This window comes from Pseudomonas extremorientalis (assembly GCF_024584605.1).
GTDB lineage: Bacteria > Pseudomonadota > Gammaproteobacteria > Pseudomonadales > Pseudomonadaceae > Aquipseudomonas > Aquipseudomonas extremorientalis.
In genome coordinates, this window is the sequence record NZ_CP089519.1 from 2,691,814 (window position 1) to 2,711,592 (window position 19,779).

The following is a 19,779-nucleotide window of genomic DNA, read 5'->3' on the forward strand; positions in this document are numbered from 1 at the left end:
ACACTGCTATCGGGGGGCAAGCCCCCTCCCACATTGGATCTCCATTGTTTTGACGGATTGAGCCGTACATGAAGATTTCCAGGCTGTACCTGCTAATGGCATTGACCCTCTGTGCGCCGGCAATGGCCACAGACCTGGCCCTGACCCCTTGGGCACCCAGCCTCAATGCCGAGGCCATGGCCGTGCTGAGCAGCACCGAGCGCCTCACCGCCAGCACCCGCAACGGCCTGCAACTGCTCGACGCCAAAGGTACCGAACTCGCCCGTTTCAACGGCAACTTCAGCAGCCTCGACACCCGCGCTGCCGGCACCCAGGTACTGGTCGCCAGCCTCGACAACGACCGCCAGCAAGCCGTGCTGATCAACCTTGACGCGTCCGCCAAAACCTTTGGCATACCGCTGTACCTGCCCACTCGCGACTACCCGGTGAACGGCCTGTGTCTGTACCGCGACGGCGCCGCCCACCTGTTTGTGTTCCTGGTGGGTGAAGAGGGCAAGGGCGAGCAATGGCTGGTGGGCAATGGCGCCACACTGCTCAGCGAACCCCAGCGCGTACGCGGTCTGCCGTTGCCGCCGTCGGCGCAGTTCTGCCAGGTGGATGACACAACCCATCAGTTGGTGGTGAATGAACAAAACGTCGGCTGGTGGGCCTACCCGGCGCACCCGGAAGCCGAGGTCAAGCGCACGCCGGTAGCGCTGTTCGACAACCCCAAGCGTGAAGCGGGCGCCATGGCGCTGGTGCCGGGCGGGATGGTCGCCCTCGATCCGAAGACGGCCCAGTTGCACCTGTTCCAGCACACCGGCAAGCGCTGGGTCGAACAATCGAGCCTGACGCTGCCAGGCCTCAAGGAGCCGGAACAACTCAGCGTCAACGGTCAGCAACTGCTGGTGCGCGATGACGACAATGGCAAGCTTTACCAGGGCAGGCTCGACTGGAAAGCCAGACCCGTGACGGCTGGACCGGTACTGCCGGAAGTCGCCGCCGTACGCCAGACCGACCCGGTCGGTCGCCAGGGCGACGCGGCGGATGACCCGGCGATCTGGGTTCACCCCGCGCAACCGGAAAAAAGCCGCGTACTCGGCACCAACAAGAAGCAGGGCCTGCTGGCCTACGACCTTGACGGCAAGCTGTTGCAGGAGCTGGCGGTGGGCCGTCTCAACAATGTCGACGTACGCCCCGACTTCAAGCTCGGCGCGCAGACTGTCGACCTGGCCGTGGCGAGCAATCGCGATCACAACAGCCTGAGCCTGTTCAGCATTGACCGCCAGAGCGGCGAACTGCGCGAAGCCGGTGAAGTGCCGACACCGCTCAAGGAGATCTACGGTATCTGCCTGTACCAGCCCGCCAGTGGCGAGATCTACGCGATCGCCAACGGCAAGGACGGCACCTTCCTGCAATACCGCCTCAGCGCACCGGATGGTCGTGTGCAGGGCGAGTTGGTGCGCCAGTTCAAGGTCGACAGCCAGCCCGAGGGTTGCGTGGCCGATGACCAGCGCCAGCGCCTGTTTATCGGGGAAGAAGACGTCGGTGTCTGGGCGGTGGATGCCCGTGCCGACCAGCCGGCCACCCTCACCAGCGTGATCAAGGTCGGCCCGCAGCTGCACGCCGATGTCGAGGGCCTGGCGTTGTACCAGAGCGACAAGCGCGACTACCTGGTGATCTCCAGCCAGGGCAATGACAGCTACCTGGTGCTGGATGCCGAGCCGCCGTTCGCGACCCACGGTGCCTTCCGCGTCGGCCTGAATGCGCCGGCCGGGATCGATGGAGCCTCGGAAACCGATGGCCTGGAAGTCACCGCCCTCAACCTCGGCGGGCCGTGGAGCCAAGGCATGCTGGTGGTGCAGGACGGGCGCAAGCGCATGCCCGAGCAGACCCAGAACTTCAAGTTGGTGCCGTGGGCCGAGGTGACTCGCGCGCTGAAGTTGCCCTGAGCCGTCATCACCCGGTCATCACTTTTTTATCGAATAGGAGCTTCACCATGCACGCGACGATGGAACATATGACGATCTGGGGCTTGATCAGCGACGCCAGCCTGTTGGTCAAGGCGGTGATGATCACCTTGCTGCTGGCCTCCTTGCTCAGTTGGTACCTGATCATCCAGCGCGGCAGTGTGCTGCGGCGCCTGGAGCGCCAGTTGAATGGCTTTGTGCAGCGCTTTCGTGCTGCGCCGGACTTGCAACCGCTGTACCGCGACACCGTGCAGGCGGGCGAGGGCGGTATTGCGCCGATCTTTATCGCCGGCATTCAGGAATACCAGCACCTGCACAGCCATGATCCGGCGGTGCTGGACGGTGTCGAGCGCGCCGTGCAGGTGGCGATCACCGAGCAGGAAATCGAGTTGGAAAAAGGTCTGCAATTCCTTGCGACGGTGGGTTCGGTCAGCCCCTACATCGGGCTGTTCGGCACCGTATGGGGCATCATGAATTCGTTCATCGGCCTGTCCCAGGTGCAGCAGGCCACGCTGTCGACGGTCGCGCCGGGCATCGCCGAAGCGCTGATCGCCACGGCTATCGGCCTGTTCGCGGCCATCCCGGCGGTGATCGCCTACAACCGCTTTGCGGCACGCGGCCAGACCTTGCTCACCCGTTACTACGCCTTCGGCAACGAACTGCAAGTACGCCTGCACCGCACGCTGCGCGGCACGTCGAGCCACCTGGCCGTGGCCGCCTGAACAGGAGCGATTTCATGTTAGCAAGGCCGCAACGCAAGCACGGGCCCAAGGCCGAGATGAACGTGGTGCCCTATATCGACGTGATGCTGGTGCTGCTGGTGATCTTCATGGTCACCGCACCGATGCTCACCCAGGGCGTGAAGATCGAGCTGCCCAAGGTCGCCGCCGAGGCACTGGCCACCGACACCCGCCAGCAGATCCTCACGCTGTCGGTGAAGGCCGATGGCGGCTACTACTGGAACCTCGGCGGTGAACTCGACACCCGGCACCGGACCGACAGCGCGGTGACCCTCGACGAAATGGGCGCCAAGGTCATGCAGGTGGTGGCGGCGCGCAGCGACACCCAGGTGTACATCCGCGCCGACGATAACGCCGGTTACGGCCGTGTGGTCGCGGCCATGGCGGTGTTGCAGAAGGGTGGGGTGAGCAACCTGGGGCTGGTGACCGAGGCCCCGCAATGACGGCGATGATCATGCACAGTCCGATGCTGACGATGCCTTCCCGGAGGCCTTCCGGATTCTGGCGAAACAGTTTGGCGGCCAGCCTGGCGGTGGCGCTGCATGTGGGGGTGTTGGCCGCATTGATGCTTGGCTGGTCCACGGAAGTACCGCCAGTGGAGGCCCCCAGGGTGATGCATACCCAACTGGTGATGCTGCCGGCGGCGACAGCTCCAGCTCCAGCTCCAGCGCCTGAACCGGTGGCCGTCACACCCCCGGAGCCCGTCGCGGTTCCCGTACCGGTAAAGCCCACGCTCGATCCGCAGATCCAGGCGCGCAAACTCGAAAAGGCCGCCCTGGCGCGCAAACGCGTCGAAGAAAAGCAGCAGGAGCAGCAACGGCGGGCCACTGAACAGCACAACCGTGAGCAGGCACAACAGCGTGCTGACCAGCAGCGCCTGGCCGCTGAAACAGCGCGGGCCGCGACACCGGCCGCGACACCGGCTGCGGCACCGGCGTTCGACAGCCGCCAGTACCAGCCCTTGAGCAAGGAAGCGCCGGACTACCCCGAGCGTGCCCTGGACAAAAACATCGAAGGCGATTGTTCGGTGGAGTACACCGTCAACACCCAGGGCCGCGTGGAAAACCCCAGGGTGCTGGACGGCTGCCACCCGCTGTTCATGCGGCCATCACTGGCGGCGGCGAATACCTTCCGTTACCAGCCGAGGATCGTCGATGGCAAGGCTGTTGCGGTGCCGGCGGTGCGCAATACCTTTCATTACCGCATCAAGTAAGCGGCGATCAATTGGCACGGTTGTACAGCTCAACATTGGCAGCATACCGCGCCAGGTTCGCCAGGAACGTATCGGCGATTTCCTCCTTGCTGCGGGTGGAAATCGCCGAGGTGTGCGGCGACAGCCTTACCCGCGGATGGGTGTACAACGGATGCCCCAGCGGCAACGGCTCCGGCTCGGTCACGTCCAGCGATGCCAAACCAACCTGCCCATTGTCCAGCGCTTGCAGCAACGCCTCCTGATCCAGCAACCCACCCCGTGCGATGTTGATCAGGTGCAACCCCGGCCTGGCGCTGGCGAGGACGTCGCGGTTGATGATATGCCGCGTGGCCTCGGTCAGCGGCGCCGCCACCACCAGGTGATCGGCGCGGGCGAACAGGTCGTGGATGTCCCTGGCAGCTTCCACGCCTGCGCTGAACGGCGCCGGGCTTTGACGCAGCGCCACCACCCTGATGCCCAGGGCCAGGGCCTTCTGCGCCAGGCGTTCGCCAATCGCTCCAAACCCCAGGATGCCCAGTGTGGTGCCCTTGAGCGGGCGCAGCGGGGTGAAGTGCCACTGGTCATCCTTGACCCAGATGGCCGGCAGGTGCTTGGACGCGGCAAAGATCGCCGCCAGGGCGAATTCGGCCAGGTTGTCGGCGGCGCTGCCACGCGATGTCGTCACCGGAGGGCCGTTGAACAGCCACTGCGGGTAGAAGTCGATGCCCGACGACACCAGGTGCACCCACTGTGCGCCGTAGGGCCAACCGGGTGGCGGAGTGTCCGGGGCGGTGTAGCCGCGCACGTTGATCGGGCGCAGCAGCAGGATATTCGCCTGGGGCGGCAGGTCGCTGGGCACCCCGACGGGCACCCCGATCACCTGGGCTTCGGGATGGATCGACGCCAGGCGCTGGCGGATCACCTCGTTGTAATCCTCGTCCAGCTGGCTGGCGATAATCACCTGGCTCATGTGCGCTCCTTGTGGCGTTGGGCGAAGGCGGCCTTGCCGACACCTTGTAATACAGCGTCGTTCTGTGGGGTATGCACGCGGCTGCACAACACGTCGCGGTAGTGCCGTTGCAGAGGGCTATGGCGCGACAGGCCCGGGTTGCCCGAGGCTTCGATGGCCAGCTCCACGGCGCGGATCGCGTTGTTCGTTACCAGGTACTTCAATTGCGCGGCGTTGGCGGCCGGGGTGTGGCCCTCGGCAGCAGCGTCGAGCAGGCTGCGATTGGCAAACAGCAGGGTGTCGATATGGCCAACGGTTTCCTGGAAGCGTGGCAGGGTCGACAGCGCCGCACCGAGGTTGGACGGTTGGCGCTCCTCCAGCCAGTTCACCAGCCATTCCCGGGCGGCCTGGGCCACGGCGTCGTACACCGAGGACAACAACACTGACATCCACAGGAAGCCCTCGGGGTCCAACTCTGGCGCCGGCGCACTCCAGGGGCTGACGCTGACAGCGTGGTCCAGCGGCACCAGCACGTTGTCGAGCACCACTTCATGGCTACAGGTGGCGCGCATGCCCAGGTGGTCCCAGGTGTCGATGATGCTCACGCCGGGGCTGTCCTTGGGCACCAGCCAGGCGCCCACCAGCGGGTCGGCGTCGTCACTGCGGGCCCACACGCTGAACCAGCTCAGGCCGTGGCTGCCGGTGGAGTAGATCTTGCGCCCGCTGATGCGCCAGCCCTCGGCGGTGCGCACGGCGGTGGTCGCCGGCAGCCCGCCACGGGCCGGGGTGCCGAGGTCGGGTTCGACGCGCAGGGCGTTGATCAAGGCGCCATTGCGCACCGCGTCTACGGCCACTTGCCTGCGCAGGTGCACGGGCCAGGTCTTGCTGTCTTGCAGGCGGGTGTGTTGCAGGTATTGCATCACCAGGATCAGCGCAGTGGACGGCTCGCCTTTGGCAATCGCACTGATCGCCTTGCGTGCCTGGGACAGGCTGGCCCCGCCGCCGCCCAGGGTCTTGGGCACGGTGAGGGCGAGCAGGCCGTGTTCGTGCAGCAACTTGAAGTTGGCGTGAGGGAAAGCGCCGCTCTCGTCGTAGAGATGGGCGGTGCTGGCCAGCTCGGTGGTGAGGCGTTCGAGCAAGGCGTCGAAGTGGGCGACTTCCACGGAGCGCAAGGAGGGCTGCGAGGATTGGCTCATGCCAGCGCCTCTTGCTGCGCTTCAACCTCGGCGGCGACGCTGTAGCGGTTCACCGGCACCTCCAGGCCCAGGTTGTCGCGCAGGGTCTGGCCGCTGTATTCGCTGCGCAGCAGGCCGCGTTGTTGCAACACCGGCGCCACCAGTTCGGTGAAGTACTGCAAGCCATCCGGCAGCACCGAGTTGATGATGAAACCGTCACTGGCGCCGCGCTCGAACCAGGTCTGGATCGCATCGGCGACCTGTTCCGGGGTGCCGACAAAATCACGTTTGGGCCGCGAGAAACGCAGGGCCACTTCGCGCAGGGTCAAGCCTTCGTCCCTGGCCAGTTGCTTGATGCGGTCGGAGCCGCCTTTCTGGCTGTTGGACCCCAGGTCCCCCAGTTCCGGGAACGGCGCGTCCAGCGGGTATTGGCTGAAATCGTGGTCATTGAACGGGCGGCCGAGGGCGACGATGGCATCTTCCACGGTGACCAGCTCCACGGCCTGCTGGTAGCGGCTTTCCACTTCGGCCTCGTCGCGGCCGACAATCGGGCGGATGCCCGGCAGGATCGACAGGCTTTGCGGATCGCGGCCAAAGCCCTTGGCGCGGCGTTTCAGGTCTTGGGAATAGGCCAGGCCTTCTTCGATGCTGTCCACGTGCACAAAGATCGCATCGGCGTTCTGCGCCGCGAAGTTGCGCCCGTCTTCCGAGGTGCCGGCCTGGAAAATCACCGGCTGGCCCTGGCGCGAACGCGCGATGTTCAGCGGGCCTTTCACCGAGAAGAAATCGCCCTTGTGGTTGAGTGCATGCAGCTTGCCTGGGGCGAAAAATTCGCCGGACTGTTTGTTGTAGGTGAAGGCGTCGTCTTCCCAGGAGTCCCACAGGCCCTTGACGGTATCCAGGTGCTCCTTGGCGATGCGGTACCGCACGGCGTGGGGCGGGTGCTCGGCCTTGCCGAAGTTGTCGGCGGTGCCGCTGAGCCACGAGGTGACCACGTTCCAACCGGCTCGACCGCCGCTGATATGGTCCAGGGACGCGAACTGGCGCGCCACCTGGTAGGGCTCGGTGTAGCTGACGGTCACCGTGGCGACGAGGCCGATATGTGTGGTGATTGCGGCGAGTGCCGACAGGATCGTCAGTGGTTCGAAGCGATTGAGGTAATGCGGGCTGGACTTGGCGTGGATATGCAGGCTGTCGGCGATGAACACGAAGTCGAACTTGGCGGCTTCGGCCAATTCAGTCTGCTGCTTGTAGAAGCCGAAGCTGGTGCTGGCATTTGGTTGGGCCTGCGGGTGGCGCCATTCGCCCCAGCCGTGACCGACGCCATGGACCATGGCTCCCAGTTTCAAATGACGTGGCTTGCTCATGTGCTGCTCCTTTTAGCGCGAGGCTTGGTTGAAGGGGACACGCTTGGCGTTGAAGCTCTTGTCGAAGCCCTGCGACACGTCGATGTGCTTGAGCAGCAGGCCTTCCTGTTGATAAGTGTCGGCGGTCGCTTGCAGGCCGCTGATCACTGCGTCGTCGATCGTGACCGGGTTCAGGCGGGTGTCCTTGGCCACCGTCACATGCACGTCCAGCGGCAGGCCGGTGATCCTGGCCTGGGCGGCGGCGTATTCATCGGGGTGGGTATTGGCCCAGGCATAGGCGCGGTCAACGCGGGCGACAAAGTCGTCGAGCTGCGGGCGCTTGTCGGCGATGGCCTGGCTGGTGGCGGCAAGGTACAGGTGGTTGCTCAGCAGTTTATTGCCACTGACCAGCACGCGTGCCTGGCTTTGCGAGGTCACTACGGTGGTGTACGGGTCCCAGGTGGCCCAGGCGTCGGCGGTGCCGTTATCCAGCACCAGGCGTGATTCGCTGGGCAGCAGGAAAATGAACTGCACGTCCCGGGTGGTCAGGCCGGCGGTGGCCAGGGCCTTGATCGCCAGGTAATGGCCGATGGAACCACGCCCGGTGACGATCTTCTTGCCCTTGAGGTCGGCAACGGTCTTGATCGGTGAGTCCTTGGGCACGACCAGGGCGGTGGTGTTGCGCCCTTCGGAGTGGATGATGCTGACCACCTTGAGAGACGCACCGGCACCGAGGGCGAACACGTACGGCGCATCACCGAGGGCGCCGATGTCCACGGCACCGGCGTTGAGTGCTTCGCCCAACGGTGAGGCAGACGGGAATTCCGACCACTGGATTGTGTAAGGCACGTTCCGGGTTTCGCCGGAGGCTTCCAGCAGCGCCTTGATCGTCGATTTCTGGTTGGCCACCCGCAGCGGTTGCAGGTCAGCGGCAGCGGCGCTGCCGATCAGGCCAAGGGCGAGGGCGGTGCCCAGGAGCACGCGTTTGAAAGGGGTGGTGTAGAGCATGGGGCAAACTCCAGGCGTTTGTGGTGTTTCAAGGGATACCTCCGCCTGGAGAAGGGGTCGGATTCCATTACATGTACGGGGTGGGTCAGATCACATGGAAACCGTGGGTGCCGTCGCGCGCCAACTGGTCGACGAGGCCGAATTCCCAGTCAAGATAGGCCTGCATGGCTTCCCTGGGGTTGTCGGTGCCTTCGTACGGGCGGCGGTAGCGGTCGATACGCGGCGAGGCCAAGTGGGTTTCGCCTTCTTCCAGCGGCAGTTGCGCGTTGATCCAGCCGGCGGTGCCGTCCTGCAGCAGGAACACTGGCTTGCCGGTAAGGGCCTCGACTTCAGCCACCGCCAGGCGCGCCAGTTGGCTGCTGCCGCAGGTCAGCACGTAGCGCTGGGCGGCGGGCACCTTGGCCAGGGCCTGGGGCAGTTGCGCACGCAGTACCCACCAGGCTCCGGGGATATGGCGCTTCACGTAGTTGGCGCTGGCGGTGAAATCCAGTACCGCCGTGTCGCCATGGGCCAGCCAGTCGGCGAGGGTAGAGGGGCTGATCGGTTCGGCCTGGGGCGGCGCCGGCACCGGCGCGACCCAGGTACCTTGCTCGCTGAAGTGCTCCGCTTGCAGGTCATCCAGCACATGCACTTCCCAGCCCAGTTGGGCCAGCCAGGACGCAGACATGTTTGCGCGTACGCCGTCGTCATCCGCCAGCACCAGCCGCGCACCGCGCACGCTGGCAACGTGATCGGTTTCCTGCACCAGTTGCCCGCCCGGTGTGGAGCGCGCGCCTGGCAGGTGGCCGGCTTCGAATTCTTCCGGGGTGCGGACATCGAACAGGTAGGTGGTGCGTGTGGTGTCCTGCTGCCAGGTACGCAGGTCGCTCAGGGTGGCACGGCCAACGCGGGCCTTGTCGGCCACGCGGCGTGCATCGATGGCGGCGGCCAGGCGATGCTCCTCGCTGGTCGGCGCAAAACGTCGAGATTGGCCATGGGCAAGCTTCTGCCCGGCCAGGGTCCAGCCGATGGTGCCGTTGCGCAGGGCCGACACCGGGTTGGCCACGCCGGCATTGATCAGCGACTGAGTGCCGATAATGCTGCGGGTACGCCCGGCGCAGTTGACGATGATGCGGGTGGCCGGGTCCGGCGCCAGTTCGCGGGCGCGCAACACCAGTTCGGCCCCCGGCACGCTGATGCCGGTGGGAATGCTCATGGTCTGGTATTCGTCGAAACGCCGGGCGTCGAGCACCACTACGTCGGCCTGGCTGTCGAGCAGCGCCTGCACCTCTTCAGCGGCCAGGGACGGCGTATGGCGTTCGCTTTCCACCAGTTCGCCGAACGCCTTGCTCGGTACGTTGACGTCGATGAACAGCTCGCCACCGGCCTTGCGCCAACCGTCCAGGCCTCCTTCAAGCAGGCTGACCTGGGTGTAGCCCAAGGCAACCAGGCGTTCGGCAGCGCGGGCAGCCAGGCCTTCACCATTGTCATACACGGTGACCTGGGTATCGCGCCGCGGAATGCGCGCATACACCTCCAGTTCCAGCTTGGACAGCGGGATGTTCGCGGCAAACAGTGGATGGGATTCGGCGAACGGCGCTTCTTCGCGCACATCGATCAGGGCGACTTCTTCTTGGTCCAACAGGGCTTGGCGAATCCGCGCAAAGCTGCGGGTGGAGAGGGTGGTCATAGGGCAGGGCTCTTTTCTTTGGACAAATCCCAGATATTCGGGAGAAAGGCGTTGGAATAACCGGAGATAAACAGTTTCTCGCTGCCGTCGGGCTGGTACACCGCGCGGCGCACCGCACCGATATTGGCGCCGTACACATGGATACTGATGGACACCTGGTCGCTATGGGCGTTGCTCACCTGGTGGATGTCGCCGACCTTGGGCGACACCGCTTCAACCTGGCCCGGCACCAGCCGTATCGGCTTGCCTTCAGCCACCAGGCTGCCGTCAGGGGCGCGTTCAAACCCTTGGGAAAACTCTGAGCCGCGCAGCATGCCAATCAGGCCCCATACCCGGTGGTCATGGATCGGTGTGCTTTGCCCCGGCCCCCACACAAAGCTGACGACACTGAAACGCTGGCGTGAATCGGCATGCAGCAGGAACTGCTGGTAGCGCTCGGGATCGGGTTGGGCGAATTCGTCGGGAAGCCAGTCGTCGTGGCTGACCAGTTGCGCCAGCAGCTTGCCGCCACGGTGCAGCAGGTCGCCTTCGCGTGGATTACCGTCGATCAATTCCGCCAGGGCGCCTATGAAGGCTCTGAGTCTCTCGGGGTGTCGGGCCTGGGTCATGACAGTTCCATCGTGCGGTCGGTGGTGATGGGCTTATCTAAGCATAATGTTTATAGTTAATATGCTATTTTTTAATGATTAGCTTATAGCTGAAGGTAATTTAGAACTGGTCTGAATAGCGTTAGACGTTATCGATCACAGCGCGGGCTATCCAGGCAGCTTTCCTGCAACTATGCTTCGCACACATCTTAATGACTGTTCTCTATGTGCGGCCCAAATGAAAATTGACGATATCGATGCCTTTGTCGAAGTGATTCGTTGCCAGTCCATCAGCCACGCCGCCGAGTCGTTGCAACTGACCCAGCCGGCCATTACCCGTCGCGTGCAGAACTTCGAGCAGGCATTGGGGGTGGAGTTGTTCGACCGCAACACCAAGCCCCTCAAGCCCACGTTGATCGGCACCCGCGTCTACGAGCAGTGCCGGTTGATCCTGCGCGAGATGGACGCGCTGCGCGAACTGGTAGCCACCGATGCTCCCCCCACTGGCCTGTTGCGCCTGGGCGTGCCGCAGACCATCGGCGACGTGGTGCTGCTGGATGCCCTCAAGCACCTGCGCACCGAATACCCCGACCTGCGTGCCCAGGTCGCTACGGGGTGGGGCAGCCAACTGGTGGGCAAGATCGAGCGCGGCGAGCTGGATGCGGCGGCGGCGTTGTTCCCGGCGGGCAAGATTTTCCCGGACAACATCGTCGGCGAGTCCATCGGCAAGATGGAACTGGTGGTGGTGTGCGCCAAGGCGCAGTTGCCGAAGAAGCCGTGCAAGCTGGCGGATGTGTACCAGAACGGCTGGGTTCTCAACCCGGATGGTTGCGGCTTCCGCGCCGGTCTGCAGCGCACCTTGTCTGACCAGGGCCTGGCGTTGCGGGTCAACCTGGAAACCTTCGGCACCGAGCTGCAATTGGGCCTGGTGGCGGACGGCCTGGGCCTGGGGTTGGTGCCGCGACCGTTGCTGGAGCGCAGCGCCCATCGCGAACACCTGGCGGTGATGCCGCTCAAGGACTTCAAGCCGGTGATGGATCTGTGGCTGATCTATCCGCATTTCCTGGGCAACCTGCAGGGGCCGGTGGATGCGTTTGGCAAGCTGGTCGCTGCCTCGTTGCACAAGATCAAGGAGGCTGCATGATATGAAAAAAAATAATAATTAGCTTAGATTAAAATGTGCTTTTTATTATTTTTTTGCATCCCCTAGGCTTGCCTGGAAGTCCTTAAGGCCATTCAGGAAGTTTTGCCATGAGCAGCGTCACCTCGATTTCCAGCGTTTCCAGCAACACCGTCCGACAACGCGTCACGCCAGAAGAATGGGAAGTGCGCGTCAAGCTGGCCGCCGCCTATCGTCTGGCGGCCTTATACAAGTGGACCGACCACATCTATACCCACTTCTCCGCCCGCGTGCCGGGCCCGGAGGAGCATTTCCTGATCAATGCCTTTGGGCTGCTGTTCGATGAAATCAGTGCGTCCAACCTGGTCAAGGTCGACCTCGACGGCACTATCGTGGATGACCCGACGGGCCTGGGCATCAACTACGCCGGCTATGTGATCCACAGCGCCATCCATGGCGCGCGTCACGACCTGCAAGCCGTGCTGCACACCCACACCCGGGACGGCATTGCGGTATCGGCGCAAAAAGACGGCTTGCTGCCGATCTCCCAGCACTCCATCGGTTTTTCCGGGCGCGTGGCCTATCACGGTTATGAAGGGATTGCCCTCGACCTTGACGAGCGCGAGCGGTTGGTCGCTGACCTGGGCGACAAAAGTGTGATGATCCTGCGCAATCATGGGTTGTTGACCGCGGGCGTCAGCGTAGAGCATGCGTTTCAGCAACTGCAGCAACTGGAGCGGGCCTGCAATATCCAGATTGCAGCCCAGGCAGCGGGGAATGCGGAGTTGATCTTCCCGCCGCAGGAAGTGGTGGGCAAAGTCGAGCAACAGGCCAAGGCGCACGCCAGCGGCGAAGGTCCGGGCGTGGCGCGGCATTGGAATGCGCTGGTCCGTCAGTTGGAGCGTAGCGATACCGACTACAAAAACTGAGCTTGATGTGGGAGAGGGCAAGCCCCTCCCACATTGGTTTTGCGTTTTTCTCAGGCTACTTGTTGTGCCTGTTCGCGTTCTGCGATCAATTGGCGGGTGAGGGGGATCAGGCGCTTGCCGTAATCGATCGCATCATTGAGCGGGTCGAACCCGCGAATCAGGAACGTGGTGATCCCCAGGTCGTAGTAATCCACCAAGGCTTCCGCGACCTGCTCAGCGGTGCCCACCAGCGAGGTGGAATTGCCCTGTGCACCGAGCAACCCGGCAATCCCGGTCCACAAGCGTTTATCCAGCCGGGCACCTTGAGCCGCTGCGGCGAGCAGGCGGCGCGAGCCTTCGTTGGGCGGTTCACGCCGCACAAAGCCGTTTTTCTCGGCCAGCTCGGTCGCCTGCTGCAGGATGCGCTCGGCCCGGGCCCATGCCAGCTCTTCGGTCTCGGCGAGGATCGGCCGCAACGACAAGCTGAAACGGATCGTACGCCCATGCCTGGCTGCTTCGGCGCGTACCTGGGTCACGATCTCGCGCACCTGCTCGTAAGTTTCGCCCCACAGCGCATACACGTCGGCATGCTTGCCCGCCACTTCGATTGCGGCTTTGGACGAGCCGCCGAAATACAGCGGGATATGCGGCTGCTGCGGCGACTTCACCGTGGAGTGCGCACCTTCGACCTGATAGTAGGTGCCCTTGAAGTCGAAGGGCTGTTCGCTGGTCCATTCCTGGCGTACCACGCTCAGGTATTCGTCGGTGCGGGCGTAGCGTTCGTCCTTGCCGATATGGCTGCCATCGGCGCGCAGTTCGCGGTCGTCACCGCCGGTGATGATGTGCACCGCCGTACGCCCGCCGTTGAATACATCAAGGGTGGTGAATTGGCGCGCGGCCAGTGTGGGCTGGGCGAAACCGGGGCGATGGGCGATGAGAAATTGCAGCCTGGTGGTCACGCTGGCGGCGTGGGAGGCGATCAGCGTGCTGTCCGGGCTGTTGGAGTGGAAGGCCACCAGGGCACGGTCGAAACCGGCCTCTTCGTGGGCGCGGGCCACGCTCTCGACATAGTCGGGTTGCAGGGTAGGGCCGCTGCGCGGATGGATCTCGGAAGCGTGATGGCCGCCAATGTAGCCGATGAATTCGATGCTCATGGTCTGTCCTTGTCTTGGGTGTGATTACCACCTCCACCGGGCAGGGGGTCGGTTATTCGCGTCCAAAGTAGGGGCAGGGGCGGGGTCTGTAAAATGCCGATTGGTTCTAACCTAATTATTAAAATATGGAATTATTAAATTGGTTATTTATCAGTAAATTGCATCTTCAGAATATTTGGTCGAATCAGCCGCCGGCTTTTCATGTGCCAAGGCTGACTTTAGATAACGTTGTATTTTCCCCGGCACTGAGGTCTGATGGGCGCCGAAACGGGCTTGCCGGATTGGGGAACTATGCGGGCAGAACTTGCGCAATATGGCGGCATTACCGTCATGATTCCGGCCGCTATCATCATCGCCGTGTGGTTGCGGTATTCCAACCCTCGGGCACTGAGGGCCTGGATCATAACGGTCGGTGTGGCTTATTCAGTGGTCGCGCTCAGCAAGTTGCTGTTCAAGGGCTGGGGCCTGTCATTTCAGCACTTGGACATTGCCGTTATCAGCGGCCATGCCATGAATACCTGCCTGATGCTTACCGTGGCGCTGAGCCTGGTGGTCCGCCAGTTCAATCCGGCAGTGCGCTGGCCGGCGGCAGGTGCGGGGTTACTCGCCGGTGCCTGGTTTGGTGCTTACTGTGTTGCGCCGTACATACATCCACTCAATGAAGCACTGGCCGGTGTCACCGTGGGTGCTGTCGCGGCGATTGCCTTTCTCTGGCGCATTGAGACCACCCACGTCAGGGTGTCCCCCTCGTTCATCGGCGGTGGGCTGGTGGTGTTGCTGGCCTGCGCACTGGTGCCCAAGTTCAATGCCGAGTTGCTGCTCAACCGGGTTGCCATCACCTTGTCAGGTGCCGACCAGGCCCATCAAACGCCTTCCTGGCGGCTGGATGCGGCACACACAAAGGCCGAGTAAGTCACCAGGTCCAGCGCCCGGTGGCTGTCCACCATCAGTTCCAGCAACACCGTCTGCGCATTGAAACGCCGCATGTCGCCGCGCCGCCGCGCCTCGTTCATCTGCTTTAGTAGCGTATGGGTGATCTGCTGCGGTGAGCTGCCGTGCAACTGCTCCAGCCAACGGCCGATGGCCTGGGTATTGCGCCGGTATTGCGTACCCACTGGCGGCTCGGCGAAACCTTCGAACATCCCGGTGAGTTTTCTCAGCGCATAGCTACGTATCACATCATCCAACAGGCTCATGGCCGCTTCTCGGTGCCGCAGATGTTCGCCAGCAACTCGGCGGTCTTGACCAGCATGAACTGGCTGTCACCGCGACTTTCCACGCACAGGCACACCGACAGTGCATCACTCACCTGCAACTTGAAACGCCAATCGGCGAACACCATCGACAGTCCAGAACAGGACTCATCGCTGTCCAGGGAATTGTCGCGGTATAACACCTGCATGCGCTCGACGACGCGGGTGGAGTTATTCACTTCGACATGAATATTTCCCGAAGAAGGAAATAGACCAATACGCTCTACCAATAACTTTGACATGTTCATGGCCGTCTCTTGGTTGTTGCGGTCAGGCGGCACTTTATTCTGTGGGAGGGCAAAAGTATTGGAATGTTATTTTTAGTCGGTTATGCCGGGTGTTGTTATTTTTAGTCTGCCTCGGCAGGTGGTCGAAGTGCCGAGGTTGTGACCATAATCGCCTCGCTGCTTGAAGTAAGGTCATCCCTTTTACTACCGGGTTAATACAGTCGGCGCGTGGGAGGTTGCCTTGTTCAATAGGATTTTGATTGTGTGTGTCGGCAATATTTGTCGCAGCCCCACGGCAGAACAATTATTGCGCAATGCGCTGGCGCACTCTGCGATAGAAGTGAGTTCTGCGGGGTTGGCCGCATTGCGTGACAGCCCGCTGGAGCCCACGGCTCTGCAGGTGCTGGAAGAGCATGGGCATGCACCGGTTTCACACAGGGCACGTCAACTGACAAGCGCTGCGGTGAGTGACGCGGATCTTGTATTAGTGATGGAGCAACGGCATATCCGCGGGGTACTCAGCCTCGCCCCTGAAGCACGGGGCAAAGTGTTCCTGCTGGGTAAATGGCAATACAACCGCGAGATCATGGACCCTTATCGTCAAGGCAAACCAGCCTTTGTTCATGCCTATGCGTTAATAGAACAAGCGGCTCAGGCGTGGGCGCAAAAGTTGGTCGGTCAAGTGGGTTGAAGTTGTCATGTCGCACACTTGATAAGTTCTGCGTTAATTGTGTGAAAGCGTGTGTTGTCGGCCACGAGCCAGCGTATGGGTATTGAGTGAAGCCGTTAAACGTGCATGGAACCGGGCGTCTTGCACCCTGTGCCATTCCTTGACTATTGGTTGGAAAAAAGAACTGACTTATGCAATCAACACCCGCAACAGCGTCGCATAACGGCGAAGAAACTGATCTGGATTTCATGATGTTGTTGGGCACGTTGCTCGATCACAAGTGGCTGATCGGTGGCGTCAGTATCGTCTTTATGGCGCTGGGTGTGGCCTATGCCGTGTTGACGCCTCCGGTCTATCAAGCCACCGCACTCATTCAGGTCGAACCGAAAAAAGGCGACATGCTCGGCTTCTCCGATGTCGGCAGTCTGCTCGGCAAGGAGTCGCCCACGGTCACGGAGGTCGAGTTGATCCGCTCACGGATCACCGTTGGCACTGCCGTCGATAACCTGAACCTGGATCTTGAGGTGAAGCCCAGGCGCTTCCCGTTGATCGGTGATTTCATGGCGCGTCGCTTCAAGCCGACGCAGGCCCATGAGGTGGCGAGCCCCTGGCTCGGCCTCGACAGTTACGGTTGGGGTGGCGAGGCCCTGACGTTTTCGCGGTTACGCCTTCCGGCCGACTTGCTGGGCCAGGAACTGACCTTGACTGCCGGTAGTGGCAGCACCTTTACCCTGTCGGACCAGGACCAAAACGTTTTGCTGACGGGGCAGGTGGGTCGCTTCTATGAAAGCAGTGGCTTCCAGCTGCAGGTCGAAACGCTGGATGCCAACCCTGGCGCGCAATTCAGCGTTGTGCGTTGGCCACGCCTCACCAGCATTCTGCGCTATCAGAAGCTGCTGGATGTGGCGGAGCGCGGCAAGGAGTCGGGGATCATTGGCCTGGCGCTGGAAAGCACGCGGCCCGAGGCGGCCATTCAGGTACTCAATGAGGTCGCCCGTATCTATGTACGCCAGAACATTGAGCGCACCTCCGCCGAGGCGGCCCAGAGCCTGGCGTTCCTCAAAGACCAATTGCCCCAGGTGCGCAAGGATGTCGAGCAGGCTGAGACGGCGCTGAACCAGTTTCAGATCCGCAACAAAACCATCGACATCAGCCTTGAGGCCAAGGCCATTCTTGACCAGATCGTGGCGCTGGATGCGAGCATTTCCGAGCTCAAGATGCAGCAGGCCGAGATCGAGCGAAAGTTCACCCCCCAGCACCCGGTGTACCGCGCGCTCCTGACGCAACTGGCAGAACTCACGGCCCGCCAGAGCGAGCTGGCCAAGAAGGTCGAAAGCCTGCCGACCACCCAGCAAGAGTTGTTGAGCCTGACCCGCGACCTGAAAGTCAGCACCGAGATCTACACGCAACTGCTCAACAAGTATCAGGAGTTGGACGTGATGCGCGCCGGCACGGTCGGTAACGTGCGCTTGATCGATACCGCCGATGTCGACCTGAGGAACCCGGTCAGGCCGCAGAAAGCGTTGATTGTTGTGATCGCCACGCTGCTCGGTGCCTTTGTGGCAGTCGCGCTGGTGCTGTTTCGCAAGGCGCTCAATCGGGGCGTGTCCAACCCCAACGAGTTGGAAAAACTCGGCTTGCCGGTGTATGCGGCCATTCCGTTCAGTGCCATCCAGAAGGACATGGACCAGAAGCTCTTTCGCAGCAACAAGGTGGGCTCCACACAGTTGCTGGCCCTCAGCAACCCAACGGACCTGGCCATTGAAGGGCTGCGCAGCCTGCGCACGAGTCTGCATTTCGCCATGTTGGAAGCGGGCAACAACCGCTTGATGATCTCCGGGCCGAGCCCGCAGGTGGGCAAGACATTCGTCTCGGCGAACCTGGCCGCTGTGGTCGCGCATTCGGGGCAGCGTGTGTTGTTGGTGGACGTAGACATGCGCAAGGGTTACTTGCACAAAGTCTTTGGTGTTGCGGCAGAAAACGGTCTTTCCGACCTGCTCGCCAAACACTGCGAGCTCGGCACAGCGATCCATACCACGGAGGTCGAGAACCTTCACGTCCTCAGCCGTGGGCGGATCCCGCCGAACCCATCGGAACTGCTGATGCACGCCAACTTCAGCGAATTCCTGGACCAGGTCAGCGCGCTGTACGACCTGGTGATTCTGGATACACCGCCATTTCTGGCGGTCACCGATGCAACCATCGTCGGGCGCCAGTCCGGCACCAATCTGATCGTGGCCCGTTTCGAATTGAACTCTGTGCGCGAGGTGGAGCTGACGATGCGTCGCTATCAACAGAACGGCATTGAACTCAAAGGCGCGATTTTCAACGGTATCGAGAAGCGCTCATCCGCCAAATACGGATACGGCGCCTACAGCTATTACCACTACGAGTACACGTCAGACAGCGTTTGATCCTGGACGCCAGGCATTTGAAGTCCAACGCGCAGCACGTCTACCACTGGCCGCAGGTTCAACGAGAAACGCTATGAAAGTCACAGTTTTTGGCATTGGTTATGTAGGGCTGGTCCAGGGCGCCGTTCTTGCCGAAGTCGGCCACGATGTGCTGTGTGTCGATATTGATGCGCAGCGGGTTGAGCGTCTCAAACAGGGGCATATCCCGATCTACGAGCCAGGCCTGGAAGCTCTTGTCAGGGAAAATCATGCGGCCGGCCGCTTGAATTTCACCGCCGACGCCGTGGCTGCAGTCAAGCATGGTGAAGTGCAGTTTATCGCGGTGGGGACACCGCCAGATGAAGACGGCTCGGCCGACTTGAAGTACGTGCTGGCGGTGGCCGAGACCATTGGGCAGCACATGCTGGCCCCGCTGACCATCATCGACAAATCCACCGTTCCCGTGGGCACCGCCGACAAGGTCAGTGCACGGGTGGCTGCCATGCTCGCGCTGCGTGAGCGCACCGACCTGGCCTTCGACATGGTGTCCAACCCGGAGTTTCTCAAGGAAGGCTCTGCGGTGGCTGATTGCATCCGGCCGGACCGCATTGTCATCGGCACCGCCAGCCGGCATGCGGAGGCGGTGATGCGCGAGCTCTACGCGCCGTTCAACCGCAACCACGAAAAAATCATCGTGATGGATGTGCGCAGCGCCGAGTTGACCAAATATGCTGCCAATTGCCTGCTCGCCACCAAGATCAGCTTCATGAACGAGATGGCCAACCTGGCCGAGAGACTGGGTGCCGACATCGAGATGGTGCGTCAGGGCATCGGGTCCGACCCGCGTATCGGCTATCACTTTCTGTACGCAGGCGTGGGGTATGGCGGGTCGTGTTTCCCCAAGGATGTCCAGGCCTTGATCCAGACCGCCGAGACCCTCGACTTCGATGCCACGCTGCTCAAGGCTGTGGAGCGACGCAATGCCGAACAGAAAAACAGCCTGTTCAACAAACTGTCCACGCACTTCAACGCGCAACTGGCGGGCAAGACTTTCGCGCTCTGGGGGCTCAGTTTCAAACCCAATACCGATGACATGCGCGAAGCCCCTAGCCGCGTGTTGATGGAGGCCTTGTGGCGTGCCGGGGCAAACGTGCAGGCCTTTGATCCGGAATCGATGGAAGAAACCCAGCGTCTCTATGGCGACCGCGAAGACCTGCGCCTGTGCGGTACCAAGGAAGCCTGCCTGAAAGGGGCCGATGCCTTGCTGATCGTCACGGAGTGGCAGGTCTTCAAGGCACCGGACTTCACGGTGATCAAACAGCAGCTCAAGCAACCGCTGATCTTTGACGGACGCAACCTGTTCGACCCCGTCAGTGTGCAGAAGAAAGGTATTCACTACGTATCCGTTGGGCGACCTCTCAACCCGGTATAGGTCTTCC

19 protein-coding genes are annotated in these 19,779 nt (G+C 62.1%); 10 read left to right on the forward strand and 9 right to left on the reverse strand.

Annotated features, from left to right (window positions below; all coding sequences use genetic code 11):
- Positions 1–68 precede the first annotated feature (68 nt).
- Genes LUU92_RS11990 through LUU92_RS12005 form a run of 4 tightly spaced genes read left to right on the forward strand, consistent with a single transcriptional unit; the run spans position 69 to position 3,902 of the window.
- Positions 69–1,931 (forward strand): phytase, encoded by a 1,863-nt coding sequence (locus LUU92_RS11990; RefSeq protein ID WP_071490104.1) that lies wholly within the window; start codon positions 69–71, stop codon positions 1,929–1,931.
- A 47-nt stretch (positions 1,932–1,978) separates the two neighbouring features.
- Complete coding sequence (gene tolQ, locus LUU92_RS11995; protein ID WP_071490103.1) at positions 1,979–2,671, forward strand: protein TolQ; 693 nt, start codon at positions 1,979–1,981, stop codon at positions 2,669–2,671.
- Positions 2,672–2,685: 14 nt separating this feature from the next.
- On the forward strand, positions 2,686–3,132 hold the full coding sequence (gene tolR, locus LUU92_RS12000; protein WP_257103681.1) for a protein TolR: 447 nt from the start codon (positions 2,686–2,688) through the stop codon (positions 3,130–3,132).
- A complete protein-coding gene (locus LUU92_RS12005; RefSeq protein ID WP_257103682.1) occupies positions 3,129–3,902 on the forward strand; it encodes an energy transducer TonB in 774 nt (257 codons plus the stop codon). The genes tolR and LUU92_RS12005 overlap by 4 nt, the downstream gene beginning before the upstream one ends.
- Positions 3,903–3,909: 7 nt before the next feature.
- On the opposite strand, the gene LUU92_RS12010 is transcribed toward LUU92_RS12005, so the two are convergent.
- The 6 genes from LUU92_RS12010 to LUU92_RS12035 all read right to left on the reverse strand — a co-directional run bounded on the left by LUU92_RS12010 (position 3,910) and on the right by LUU92_RS12035 (position 10,636).
- Positions 3,910–4,851, reverse strand: a complete 942-nt coding sequence (locus LUU92_RS12010) for a D-isomer specific 2-hydroxyacid dehydrogenase family protein (protein WP_071490100.1) — start codon at positions 4,849–4,851, stop codon at positions 3,910–3,912.
- Positions 4,848–6,026 (reverse strand): acyl-CoA dehydrogenase family protein, encoded by a 1,179-nt coding sequence (locus LUU92_RS12015; RefSeq protein WP_257103683.1) that lies wholly within the window; start codon positions 6,024–6,026, stop codon positions 4,848–4,850. The genes LUU92_RS12010 and LUU92_RS12015 overlap by 4 nt, the downstream gene beginning before the upstream one ends.
- Complete coding sequence (locus LUU92_RS12020) at positions 6,023–7,372, reverse strand: LLM class flavin-dependent oxidoreductase (RefSeq protein WP_071490098.1); 1,350 nt, start codon at positions 7,370–7,372, stop codon at positions 6,023–6,025. The genes LUU92_RS12015 and LUU92_RS12020 overlap by 4 nt, the downstream gene beginning before the upstream one ends.
- Positions 7,373–7,384: 12 nt before the next feature.
- Positions 7,385–8,359: an ABC transporter substrate-binding protein gene (locus LUU92_RS12025; protein ID WP_071490097.1), complete on the reverse strand. Its 975-nt coding sequence runs from the start codon at positions 8,357–8,359 to the stop codon at positions 7,385–7,387.
- An 85-nt stretch (positions 8,360–8,444) separates the two neighbouring features.
- Complete coding sequence (locus LUU92_RS12030) at positions 8,445–10,028, reverse strand: rhodanese-related sulfurtransferase (protein ID WP_071490096.1); 1,584 nt, start codon at positions 10,026–10,028, stop codon at positions 8,445–8,447.
- Positions 10,025–10,636 (reverse strand): cysteine dioxygenase family protein, encoded by a 612-nt coding sequence (locus tag LUU92_RS12035; RefSeq protein WP_071490095.1) that lies wholly within the window; start codon positions 10,634–10,636, stop codon positions 10,025–10,027. Before LUU92_RS12035 ends, LUU92_RS12030 begins: the two co-directional genes overlap by 4 nt.
- Before the next feature lie 217 nt (positions 10,637–10,853).
- Here LUU92_RS12035 and LUU92_RS12040 point away from each other — a divergent pair, with 217 nt between their 5' ends.
- Both LUU92_RS12040 and LUU92_RS12045 read left to right on the forward strand, forming a co-directional pair.
- The gene (locus tag LUU92_RS12040; RefSeq protein WP_071490094.1) at positions 10,854–11,759 is read left to right on the forward strand and encodes a LysR family transcriptional regulator; all 906 of its coding nucleotides are present in this window, start codon (positions 10,854–10,856) and stop codon (positions 11,757–11,759) included.
- Between the two features lie 107 nt (positions 11,760–11,866).
- Positions 11,867–12,664: a class II aldolase/adducin family protein gene (locus tag LUU92_RS12045; protein ID WP_071490093.1), complete on the forward strand. Its 798-nt coding sequence runs from the start codon at positions 11,867–11,869 to the stop codon at positions 12,662–12,664.
- A 50-nt stretch (positions 12,665–12,714) separates the two neighbouring features.
- Here LUU92_RS12045 and LUU92_RS12050 read toward each other — a convergent pair whose 3' ends face one another.
- A complete protein-coding gene (locus LUU92_RS12050) occupies positions 12,715–13,797 on the reverse strand; it encodes an LLM class flavin-dependent oxidoreductase (protein WP_092245654.1) in 1,083 nt (360 codons plus the stop codon).
- A 291-nt stretch (positions 13,798–14,088) separates the two neighbouring features.
- Between LUU92_RS12050 and LUU92_RS12055 the strand changes: the two genes are divergently transcribed.
- Entirely contained in the window at positions 14,089–14,709 is a 621-nt protein-coding gene (locus LUU92_RS12055; RefSeq protein ID WP_257103684.1) for a hypothetical protein, read from the forward strand.
- Here LUU92_RS12055 and LUU92_RS12060 read toward each other — a convergent pair.
- Together LUU92_RS12060 and LUU92_RS12065 are read right to left on the reverse strand one after the other, a co-directional pair.
- The gene (locus LUU92_RS12060; RefSeq protein ID WP_252993991.1) at positions 14,661–14,993 is read right to left on the reverse strand and encodes a hypothetical protein; all 333 of its coding nucleotides are present in this window, start codon (positions 14,991–14,993) and stop codon (positions 14,661–14,663) included. The genes LUU92_RS12055 and LUU92_RS12060 overlap by 49 nt on opposite strands.
- Positions 14,990–15,298, reverse strand: a complete 309-nt coding sequence (locus tag LUU92_RS12065; RefSeq protein WP_250883603.1) for a phosphomannomutase — start codon at positions 15,296–15,298, stop codon at positions 14,990–14,992. Before LUU92_RS12065 ends, LUU92_RS12060 begins: the two co-directional genes overlap by 4 nt.
- Positions 15,299–15,518: 220 nt before the next feature.
- Here LUU92_RS12065 and LUU92_RS12070 point away from each other — a divergent pair, with 220 nt between their 5' ends.
- The 3 genes from LUU92_RS12070 (at position 15,519) to LUU92_RS12080 (ending at position 19,772) form a co-directional block, all read left to right on the forward strand.
- Positions 15,519–15,968 carry a low molecular weight protein-tyrosine-phosphatase gene (locus LUU92_RS12070; protein WP_257103685.1) on the forward strand — a complete coding sequence of 150 codons (450 nt, stop codon included), beginning with the start codon at positions 15,519–15,521 and terminating at the stop codon, positions 15,966–15,968.
- A gap of 170 nt (positions 15,969–16,138) precedes the next feature.
- The gene (locus tag LUU92_RS12075; protein ID WP_257103686.1) at positions 16,139–18,361 is read left to right on the forward strand and encodes a polysaccharide biosynthesis tyrosine autokinase; all 2,223 of its coding nucleotides are present in this window, start codon (positions 16,139–16,141) and stop codon (positions 18,359–18,361) included.
- Positions 18,362–18,434: 73 nt separating this feature from the next.
- Entirely contained in the window at positions 18,435–19,772 is a 1,338-nt protein-coding gene (locus LUU92_RS12080) for a UDP-glucose dehydrogenase family protein (RefSeq protein WP_257103687.1), read from the forward strand.
- Positions 19,773–19,779 lie beyond the last annotated feature (7 nt).